The following is a 10155-nucleotide window of genomic DNA, read 5'->3' as shown; positions in this document are numbered from 1 at the left end:
TCCTGGCGGAGCACGATCCGCGCCGCGCCGACCCCTGCCTCCGCGAGCAGGGTGCACCGGATCGAATCCCTCCCGTACGCGCCCGTCTGCGCGGACCGGGCGCCGAGGCGGAAGATCTCGTACGACAGGGCCACCACCAGCACCAGCACGAGAAGCGTGACCAGGAGGGCGATCCCGCGCTCGTCGGAAGGCGGCCGCCTCACGGCTTCCCCTGCGAGCGGCGGCCGGAGAGGAGCGCCGTCCCCTCGACGCCGGCGAGCGGTATCGGGATCTCGCGGCGGAATGTCTCCCCCCGGACGTCGATCATCGTCACGGCCGCCTTTTTCGGCAGGGCGGTCTTCGGCTTGCCCGGGGGCGGCCACTCCCGCACCCAGGCGGCGCCGTCCCACAGCTCCACCCGAAATCCCCGCAACCCTTCCGCGACAAGCGACTCGGAGGACGGGATCCGGTTCTCGATCATGGGCAGATCCGACTGCTCGCGGTACAGATCGAGCGACCTGCCGTCGGCCCCGATCCTCGGGAAATATTTGATCTTCACGGTGTCGGCGGGGGGGCGGATTCCGCCGGCCTCCGGGAGCCGGAAGGAGAGGAACACCAGCGTCGCGGCCGGCTTCCCGGAGAACTGGTCCTCCCGGCAGGTGAGCGCGGTGTCCTCGCGGTGCGCCGCGGCGAACGCGCCCTGGAGCTCGGTCCCGATCCGGTCCAACGCGAGCCGGACCTGCCGGAACTCGCGGGACCGGGCGGAGAGGATGTCGCGAGCCCTGCCCGCCCCCGTGAACGCGGACAGCAGGAGCAGGAGGATGACGGACAACACCGAAAGCGAGAGCAGAATCTCGACGAGGGTGAACCCCCGTGAGCGCGAGGGGGGGGTCACTTCACCGCCACCCCGGAGAGTGCGACCTTCTCCGCGTCCCGGCCGGAGGTCCAGGTGACGGTCACGTGGACCTCGCGCGCGTCCGCGTGGACCGCGGGCCGTACGGTCCGCCTCCAGGAGTAGGAGTCCATCGGGGGGGAGAACTTCCCCTCCGTCTCCCCCGTGTCCGGAAAGCCGGCGGTCGCCTCGCGCACGAGCGATTCGGCGAGGAAGGAGGCCGACGTCCACCGCTCCGAGCGTTCCTCGGCCGAGATCGCCCCGGACACGATCCGGAAGGCGAGGAGCAGGGTTCCCGACAGGATGGCGAGGGAGACGAGGACTTCGAGCAGCGTGAATCCGCGGACCGGACGGGCGGGGCGCCCCGGTCTCCGGTCATCCATCGTCGCGCACCGCCCCTTCGAGGACCTTCATCGACCCGTCGAACGGGGAAAGCCGCAGCGTCCACAGGCCGACGGGCCCCTCCCCTAAGTCGCGGAAGAAGATCCGGGCCGCCGGGACGACCCCTCCCGGCGCGAACGGGATCTCGGTGGGGAGGTCGAGCGGGCGATCCTCTCCCCGCACGCGGATCCCGGCGATCGAAAGCCTCGAGCCGAATTTCCGGGGGGCGGGCGCCTCCGCGCTCCGATCCGCCGCCCGGAACTCGTAGGTTCCGGCCGACGGGTCGATCACGAGTCGCGTCTCCCGCTTCCCGAAGAGAGCCAGGTCGTACGCGGCCTCCGACCCCGCGGACAGGTCGCGGAAGACCGCGTCCCGCCCCGGCTCCCCGAGGAGGGACAGCCTGGGCGCGGCGACCCACAGGACCAGCCCGAGCACGAAAAGAACGACCGCCAGCTCGACCAGCGTGAAGCCGGCCCTACCAGTGCACCGTCTCACAAATACCTTGGCATTCGAGCGCCGCTGCATCCGCCCCAGCGGAGTTGTGCCCCGCATGCCGATCAAGGAACATGTCATCGGCTGTCCGGGGTACCCCAGGGAGAGTATTTCGTCCGGGAGTGGGGCACAAGTTCGACGTACTCTCCCGGTACGCCTTCACTTGCGCGCCTTGCTGGTGCGGCGCATCGACGCTCGGTGCGTCAAGCTTTTTGTGAGACGGCACACTACTGCGCATCCCACGATTGGATGTCCGCATCCTCGCCTTCGCCGCCCGGCGCGTTGTCCGCGCCGTACGAGCTCACGTCGTAATCCCCGTGCGTCCCGGGGGAGACGTACACGTACGCGTTCCCCCACGGGTCTTTCGGCACGCGGTCCAGGTATCCGCCCTTCCGGTAATTCTTCGGGACGCGCCCGGCGTCGGGCAGGCGGACGAGCGCTTCCAGCCCCTGCTCCGTCGAGGGGAAGAACCCGTTGTCCAGCTTGAACAGCCCGAGCGCCTGCTCGATGTGCTTGATCTGCACCCGCGCCTGCGTTTTCTTCGCCTCCTCGGTTCTCCCGATGAGCTTCGGAACCACCAGGGCGGCGAGGAGCCCCAGGATGACGATGACGACCATGATCTCGATCAGGGTGAACCCCGCCCGGTTGCGGAGCCGGCCCCCCGGCATTCGTTGCGTATACATCGGCGCATCCTAACGGACGATCCGGGAAATGTCGAGCAGCGGCAAGAGAATGGACACCACGATGAACGCGACCACCGTTCCCATGGCCAGGATGATCGCCGGCTCCAGGAGAGAGAGCAGCCGCGACAGCCGCGCCTCCGTCTCCTCGTCCATCGCGTCGGCCGCGCGGTCCAGCATGTTCCCCAGCGTTCCGCTCTCCTCGCCGACCGCCACCATCTGGATCAGGGTCTGGGGGATCTCCGGGTGCGCGCGCAGGGCGTCCGACAGGGTGGCGCCCTCCACGACCCGGTCCGCCGCGGCGACGACCGAGTCGCCCATCACGACGTTGCCGACCACGGGGGCGACGATCCGGAGCGCGCGGTCCACCGGGATCCCTCCCGACACCAGCGTCGAGAGCGTGCGGGCGAACCGGGAAAGCGCGGACAGGTGCGCGAGGCGGCCCAAAAGCGGCAGCTTCAGCAGAACGGCGTCCAGGGATCGCTTTCCGCGCTCCGTCGCCAGGCGCCTGCGCGCGAGCAGGGTGGCCCCTCCGGCCAGAAGGAGGATCGCCCACCACCCGGCGGCGAGCGCGTCGGTCACCGCGATCAGGACGCGCGTGGGCAGCGGGAGCGCCTGCCCGAGGTGGGAGAAGATCCCCACGATCTTCGGAACCACGAACGTGAGCAGGAACACCACCACGAGGGCGGCCACGATCGCCATCAGGAGCGGGTAGGCCAGCGCCGACCGGACCCGGTTCCTCGTGCGTGCGTGCTCCTCCAGGTGGTCCGCGAGACGGGAGAGGGCGAGGCCGAGCGTCCCGCTCTCCTCGCCGGCCCGCACCATGCTCGCGTAAAGCTCGGGGAACACCGACGGGTGCGCCTCCACGGCGCGCGCCAGAGGCGCGCCGCCGCGGACCGACTCCTGCACGTCGAGGAGCACCTTTCGGCTTTGCGGGTCGTCGATCTGGGATGCCACCGACTGAAGGGCCCCGACGAGCGGCACGCCCGCCCCCACCAGCGTCGCGAGCTGCCGGGTGAGCAGCGGAAGGAAATCGGACTGCCCGAGGAGGGACGGGAAAACGGATCCCTTTCTTCCTTCCGCCCCTTCGGCGAGCGTGAGGGGGAACACCCCCTCCGCGTGCAGCTTTTTCCGCGCCTGGGCCGGCGTGTCCGCCTCGAGCACGCCCTTCGCGTCCGCGCCGTCGCGGGAGACCCCTTTGTAGCGGTACGTCGGCAAGAAGGGTTACTCCTCCTGCGTTACGCGGAGGACCTCCTCCACGGAGGTCAGCCCCGCCGCGACCTTCTCCGCGCCCGCGGCCAGGACCGTCCGCATCCCGCGCGAAACCGCGTGCGACTTGATCCCGTCCGAGTCCGACCGGGTGAGGATCAGCGACCGGATGCTCTCGTCCGCGGGGAGGATCTCGAAGAGTCCCGTTCGGCCGGCGTACCCGGTCTGGAGGCATTTGCCGCACCCCGCGGGCCGGTACCAGGGGCCGGAGGGCGCGGAGGACAGGCCGAGGCTCGCGATTTCCGCGGCGTCCGGGCGGTATGGGACCTTGCACTCGGGACACAGGCGCCGGACCAGCCGCTGCGCGACGACCGCGGAGAGCGACGACGCGACGAGGAACGGCTCGATCCCCATGTCCACCAGGCGGGTGACGGCGCTCGCGGAGTCGTTCGTATGGAGCGTGGACAGGACGAGGTGTCCGGTGAGGGACGCCTGGATCGCGATCTCCGCGGTCTCGGGGTCCCGGATCTCGCCGACCATGATGATGTCCGGGTCCTGCCGGAGGATCGACCGGAGGCCGTTGGCGAACGTGAGCTGGATCTTCGGGTTGACCTGGATCTGCCCGATCCCCTGGATCTGGTATTCCACCGGGTCCTCGATCGTGATGATGTTCTTGGTCCCGGAGTCGAGCCGGCGCAGCGCGGCGTACAGCGTGGTCGTCTTCCCGGAGCCGGTGGGGCCGGTGACGAGCAGGATTCCGCTCGAACGGGAAAGGACCCGCTCGAGCGCGGAGTGGTCGGCCGGGTCGAGTCCGAGGTCGGAGAGTCCCACGAGAAAGGTTGAACGGTCGAGGATGCGCAGCACCGCCCGTTCCCCGAACGCGGTGGGGACGGTGGAGACGCGGATGTCGATCTCCCGCCCCCCGAGCCGTATCCGGATCCGACCGTCCTGCGGAAGGCGCCGCTCCGCGATGTCGAGCCCCGCCATGACCTTCACGCGCGATACCGCGGGAGCGTGCCACTTCCGGGGGGCGGTGACCATCGGGTAGAGGATGCCGTCCACGCGGTTGCGGACGACCAGCTCCTTCTCGTACGGCTCGAAGTGGATGTCGCTGGACCGTTCGCGGATGGCGCGGAACAGGACCGAGTGGACGAAGCGGATGACGGGCGCCTCGTCGGGCGACTCGAGGAGGTCGCGCGTCTCCTCTATGGCGGCGTTCACGTCGACGTCCCACTCCCCGGAGAGCCCGTCCTCGATGTCGCGCTCGGGGGCGTGCACCCGTTCGTACGCCGCGTCGATCATCGGGAGCACCCGGTCGCCGGGGGCGGACACCACGCGGACCGCTCCGGTCAGGAACCGCATCTCGTCGACCGCTTCCCGGGAGTCGGGCTTCCCCGCAAGGAGCACGACCTCCCCGCCGGGCGCGCGGCACGGCAGGACCAGGTGCCTCCGGGCGTACCCGATCGGGATCTTCGCCAGCAGCCCCACTTCGGGCGAAAACGCCCCGGGGTCCTCCGCCGCGCGATTCGAATCCGCCGGTTCGGTCAAGGCTTCTCCTTGCCCGCCGGCGGCGTGAACGTACGGTCGAGGTTCCGCCGTCCCTCGGCAACGAACTCGTCGAGCCGCTTCCGCTGCTCGGCCGTCGGCTTCGCCAGCTCGCCGGGCTCCCGGATGACGCGGGGCGTCAGCATAATGAGCAGGTTGGTCTTCTTCCGCGAGACGCTCTTGAACTTGAACAGGTAGCCGAGCAGGGGGATGTCCCCGAGCAGCGGCACCTTGCGCTCGATGTCCTGCGCCGTCTCCTGCATCATCCCGCCGAGGATCACCATGTCGCCGTTCTTCACCAGCACGCTGGTCTTCGCGGACCGCTTCGTCGTGGTGGGCCCCACCGTGGTGTTCGCGAGGAGGGAGGTGTCCTTCAGCGCGGAGGACTCCTGGAAGATGTCCAGGCTCACGTACTCGCTCTCGTGGATGTGTGGCGTGATCCGAAGCGTGATCCCGACGTCCTTCCGCTCGATCGTGTTGATGACGTTGGCCAGGTTCGTCGAGTCGCGCGACTGGCTGGTGATGAACGGGACGTTCTCCCCGACCACGATCTCCGCCTCTTTGTTGTCCTGCGTCAGCAGGTGGGGGGAGGAGAGGATGTTGACGTTGGTGAGCGATTGCGCCGCCCGGAGGACCGCGGTGACGGCGGGGATCTCCGTGCCGTCGGGAAGCCGGACGTTTCCGGCGATGCCGCCCGCGATCAGCCCGGATCCGGGAAAGATGAGCGGGTTTCCGGCGGCGATGGCGCCCAGGAGGCTGTTGACGTTCCCCTGGAAGTCGAAGTTCGTCCCGGTGATGGCCGCGCCGTCCCCGGTCTGCACCGCGCCGCGGAATTCCGTCCCGATGTCGCGGCCCTTGTCCAGGGAGATCTCCATGATGACCGCCTCGACGAAGACCTGGCGGCGACGGATGTCGAGCTTCTTGATCACTTCGGTCAGGGTGATGAGGTCGTTGGGGGAGGCGACGATCACGAGCGAATTGGTGGCCTTGTCCGGGGTGACCTTGACGCCGCCTTCGAGATCGGCGGAGAGCACGCTCTTCACGGTCGGCTGGGCGTCCCGGGCCTGCGCTCCCGCCGGAGCCTGGGCGGCCGGTTGGCCGGGACGCTTCTCGGCGAGGGAGGCGAGGACCTTGGAAACCTCCTCGGCGTCCGCATTCTCCAGGTAGTACACGCTGATCTTCCCCCCCCCGGAAGGCGCCGGGATGTCGATCTTCGAGAGAAGGTCGGCGACGTCCGCGAGGATCTCCGCGGAGGCCAGGACGATCAGGCTGTTCGTCCGGGCCTCGGGGAGGAACTTGACCGGGACGCCGCGGGGCCGGGTGAACCGCCTGGCCCGGGGCCTGGCCCCGGGCTGTCCGCCCGGCGTCTCCTGGTACAGCGATTCGATGGTCCGCGCCGCCTCCGCCGCGTTGGCATAGGCGAGAGGGAACACCTTGAGGCCCCCCGCGGTTCCCTCGACGTCGAGCTCCGAGAGGATCTTCAGCACGCGGTCGATGTTGGAGCGGGAATCGATCAGCAGAAGCGTGTTGGACGAAGGGATCGCCGAGACCATCCCGTCCTTCGAGACCAGCGGAGTGATGATCGACACCACCTCGGCGGTGTCCACGTACTGCAGCGGCACCAGCCGCGTGATGAACTCCGCCCCCGGCGGCGCCTCCTTCGACGATCCGGTGGGGATCGTGTCCTGCCGGGCCTCCCGGGCGAGAATGATCTTGATCGTGTTCCCCTGCTCGACCGTGGTGAACCCCTTCACCTGGAGCACCGAGAGGAAGACGCTGTACGCCTCGTCCAGGGTCACCTTCCTCGGGGAGATGATGGTGATCTTCCCCTGGACCCGTTCGTCGAAGATGAAATTCTTCTTCGTCTGCTCGCTCATGAACTTGACGAGAACCGGCAGGTCCACGTCGGTGAAGTCCATCGAAAGGTAGACCGGGGGGCGCGCTTCCTTGGCGGGCGGGGCGTCGGGCTTTCCTCCCGCATCGCGTTTCCCTTGTCCCTCGGCCGCCCCGGGAGGAGCCGTCGCGGGCGCCGGCGGTGGAGGGGCGGGCGCCGGGGGTGCTGCTTCGGCCGGGGGTGCCGCTTCGGCCGGGGGTGGCGCTTCGGCCGGGGGTGGCGCCGGGGGCGGGACAGGCGCCGAGGCCGGGGGTGGAGCCGCCGCCGGGGGGGGCGGGTCGGCCGCGTGCGCGGCGATCGCCAGGAGAAGGCACGCGGCGGCCAGAAGGGCCGGTATTCGCATCGGGGTCTCCCTGTTCATCGGATTTCGTACGTCAGGGTGCTCTTCTGTCCCTGCCTCAGGATGTTCACGGCCACCTTCTTCTCGTCCTTGAGGTTCTGGAAAATGGTGTACATCTTTTCCGGGGAGCCGAGGTCGAGCCCGTTCACCTGCTGCAGCACGTCGCCCCCCTGGAAGCCGAGCCGGTCGAACGTCGTCCCGGGCCGGATCGCGGCGATCCGATACCCGGCCGCCCGGTTCCCCTCGAAGTACGGCACGAGTCGGATCTGGGTCATGAACTGGCTGAAGTTGGTGGTGAGCTGCGCCACGCCCCCCTCGTCGATCGAGAACCGGTTGTCGCCGATCCTCGTGACCCGGATGTCGCCGGGGGGTCCCCCGGATACCGACGCCGATGGGGCGGGAACGGTCTGCGCCGTCCCGGGAGGGGACGGCGAGGAGCGCGCGCGGCTGCCGACGGGGAGGAGTTCCAGCTTTTCCCGGTCCTTCCCCCGCGCGATCCACACCTTGTCGCGCTCGACCGATGCCAGGAACGCCCCCGGTTCCACCTCGTCCTTTTCCTTCACCAGCCGCGGTTCCTTCATGCCGTCCGTCCAGAGGACCGCCCTGCGCGTCGCCGCGTTCGGCGAAAAGATCGTCCCGAGAAGAACGTAGTTGGTGCGAGGGGCGCCGGGAGCCGCGCCCGGGACGACGCTGGCGAGCCGGGAGGGAAGCTTCATACCCTGGGAAGGCGCGAAGAGGTTCCTCCATTGCTCCGGGGGGAGCACCGCCGCCTGCGGCCCCTGGGAGGCCGCCGCGATCCGCGGGACGGCATTCGGAGACCAGGCCCGCAGGGAAAGATACCTTGTAAGCGAAATGCCGAGTGCGACCGCGCACACCGCGATCGAGCCGCCGATGATCGCCAGGTAGAGCGGTTTCCGCATCCGGCCCCCGTGGAACAGGTTATAACCATTCATTTTGGACGCAATGCGTTGAATCCGTCAACAGCGCGCCCCCGGGCATTTTGACAGCCCGGGGACTCCATGGTAATCATGAAAGTCCGCCATGTCGAACGGAACACCCAATTCCCGGGGGCCCGATAGCAGGGAAGCCCTCGATTTCCTGAGAGAGATCGTCCGCAGAGACACCCTGTCCGGCGCCTACGGCGGCAGGGTGGCCACCCGGTTCCCCCCCGAACCGAACGGATACCTGCACATCGGGCACGCCAAGTCCATCTGCCTGAATTTCGGCATCGCCCGGGAGTTCGGGGGCGTATGCCACATGCGGATGGACGATACCAACCCCGAAACGGAGGACATGAAGTACGTCGAGTCGATCCTGCGGGACGTCCGCTGGCTCGGCTTCGACTGGGGGGACAGGCTGTTCTACGCCTCGGATTACTACGAACGGCTCCATGAACTGGCGGTCCGGCTGATCCGGGACGGGAAGGCGTACGTCGACAGCCAGAGCGAGGAGGAGATCCGCAGGGGGAGGGGCACGATCACCATGCCGGGGGTGGAAAGCCCGTACCGGGTACGCTCCGCGGACGAGAACCTCGACCTGTTCGCCCGGATGCGCGCGGGGGAGTTCCCGGACGGTGCGCACGTCCTGCGGGCGAAGATCGACATGGCCGCGCGCAACATGAAGATGCGCGACCCCCTCCTGTACCGGATCCGGCATGCGACGCACTACCGCCGGGGCGATGCCTGGTGCATCTACCCCATGTACGATTTCGCCCACCCGCTCTCCGACGCGATCGAGAACATCACCCACTCGATCTGCACGCTCGAGTTCGAGAACAACCGCGCGATCTACGACTGGCTGGTCGACAACCTGTTCCCGGAACCGCGCCCCCGGCAGTACGAGTTCGCGCGTTTGAACCTCGACTACACGGTCATGAGCAAGCGGAAGCTGCTCCGCCTGGTGGAGGAGAAGCGCGTCTCCGGATGGGACGACCCGCGGATGCCGACCATCGCCGGCATGCGGCGCCGCGGCTACACGCCCGACGGGATCCGCCTCTTCGCTGCGCGGATCGGCGTGGACAAGACGAACAGCCGGGTGAGCATGGAGCTGCTGGAGGACGCGATCCGGGACGACCTGAACGCGCGGGCGCCCCGCGCGATGGCGGTCCTGCGCCCGCTGAAGGTGACGCTCTCCAACTGGCCGGCGGAAAAGGTGGAGTGGCTCGACGCCCCGTTCTGGCCGCGGGACATCGGCAAGGAAGGGTCCCGGAAGGTGCCGCTCGCGCGCGACCTGTTCATCGAGCGGACCGACTTCAGCGAGGATCCCCCCGCCGACTGGAGACGCCTCCGGCCGGGCGGGGAGGCGCGGCTGATGAACGGCTATTACATGAAGTGCGACGAGGTCGTGAAGGACCGTTCGACCGGCGACGTGTCGGAGCTTCGCTGCTCGTACGACCCGGGCTCGAAGGGCGCCCCGGCGGGCGGGCCGAGGAAGAAGACGACGGCGATCCAGTGGGTTTCCGCCGCGCACGCCTTCAAGGGGGAGGTTCGCCTCTACGACCGCCTCTGTACCGTACCGGATCCCGAGAACGTGGAGGAGGGGAGGACGTTCGAGGAGTACATCAACCCGGAGTCGGCTGTGACGTTGCCGGGTTGCCTGTTCGAGCCGGGACTGTCCGAAGCGAAACCGGGCGACCGGTTCCAGTTCGTCCGCCACGGCTACTTCATGGCCGATGAGATCGACTCGAGGCCCGGCGCGCCGGTCTTCAACCGGATCGTCGGCCTCAAGGACAAGTACCGCCCCG

Annotated in this window: 10 protein-coding genes; 1 reads left to right on the top strand and 9 read right to left on the bottom strand. The window is 68.7% G+C overall.

Annotation, left to right across the window (positions count from 1 at the left end; genetic code table 11):
• The 9 genes from HZB86_09435 to HZB86_09395 form a co-directional block, all read right to left on the bottom strand.
• Nucleotides 1-203, bottom strand: a 203-nt coding sequence (locus HZB86_09435; GenBank protein MBI5905752.1) for a hypothetical protein, incomplete at its 3' end; no start/stop codon positions are given.
• The gene (locus HZB86_09430; GenBank protein ID MBI5905751.1) at nucleotides 200-874 is read right to left on the bottom strand and encodes a prepilin-type N-terminal cleavage/methylation domain-containing protein; all 675 of its coding nucleotides are present in this window, start codon (nucleotides 872-874) and stop codon (nucleotides 200-202) included. The genes HZB86_09430 and HZB86_09435, both read right to left, overlap by 4 nt.
• Nucleotides 871-1254, bottom strand: coding sequence for a prepilin-type N-terminal cleavage/methylation domain-containing protein (locus HZB86_09425; protein MBI5905750.1), 384 nt, complete (start codon nucleotides 1252-1254; stop codon nucleotides 871-873). The genes HZB86_09430 and HZB86_09425 overlap by 4 nt, the downstream gene beginning before the upstream one ends.
• Nucleotides 1247-1747, bottom strand: coding sequence for a prepilin-type N-terminal cleavage/methylation domain-containing protein (locus HZB86_09420; protein ID MBI5905749.1), 501 nt, complete (start codon nucleotides 1745-1747; stop codon nucleotides 1247-1249). The genes HZB86_09425 and HZB86_09420 overlap by 8 nt, the downstream gene beginning before the upstream one ends.
• 224 nt (nucleotides 1748-1971) lie before the next feature.
• Nucleotides 1972-2412: a type II secretion system major pseudopilin GspG gene (gene gspG, locus HZB86_09415; GenBank protein MBI5905748.1), complete on the bottom strand. Its 441-nt coding sequence runs from the start codon at nucleotides 2410-2412 to the stop codon at nucleotides 1972-1974.
• A gap of 24 nt (nucleotides 2413-2436) precedes the next feature.
• On the bottom strand, nucleotides 2437-3642 hold the full coding sequence (gene gspF, locus HZB86_09410; GenBank protein ID MBI5905747.1) for a type II secretion system inner membrane protein GspF: 1206 nt from the start codon (nucleotides 3640-3642) through the stop codon (nucleotides 2437-2439).
• 6 nt (nucleotides 3643-3648) lie between these two features.
• Entirely contained in the window at nucleotides 3649-5181 is a 1533-nt protein-coding gene (gene gspE / locus HZB86_09405) for a type II secretion system ATPase GspE (GenBank protein MBI5905746.1), read from the bottom strand.
• Nucleotides 5178-7415: a type II secretion system secretin GspD gene (gene gspD / locus HZB86_09400; GenBank protein MBI5905745.1), complete on the bottom strand. Its 2238-nt coding sequence runs from the start codon at nucleotides 7413-7415 to the stop codon at nucleotides 5178-5180. The genes gspE and gspD overlap by 4 nt, the downstream gene beginning before the upstream one ends.
• A 14-nt stretch (nucleotides 7416-7429) precedes the next feature.
• The gene (locus HZB86_09395; GenBank protein MBI5905744.1) at nucleotides 7430-8365 is read right to left on the bottom strand and encodes a hypothetical protein; all 936 of its coding nucleotides are present in this window, start codon (nucleotides 8363-8365) and stop codon (nucleotides 7430-7432) included.
• A gap of 88 nt (nucleotides 8366-8453) precedes the next feature.
• Here HZB86_09395 and HZB86_09390 point away from each other — a divergent pair.
• Nucleotides 8454-10155, top strand: a 1702-nt coding sequence (locus HZB86_09390; protein ID MBI5905743.1) for a glutamine--tRNA ligase/YqeY domain fusion protein, incomplete at its 3' end; no start/stop codon positions are given.

It is taken from the genome of Deltaproteobacteria bacterium (genome assembly GCA_016234845.1).
Lineage (GTDB): Bacteria > Desulfobacterota > Deferrimicrobia > Deferrimicrobiales > Deferrimicrobiaceae > JACRNP01.
This window is presented reverse-complemented; position numbering and strand designations above follow the sequence as displayed.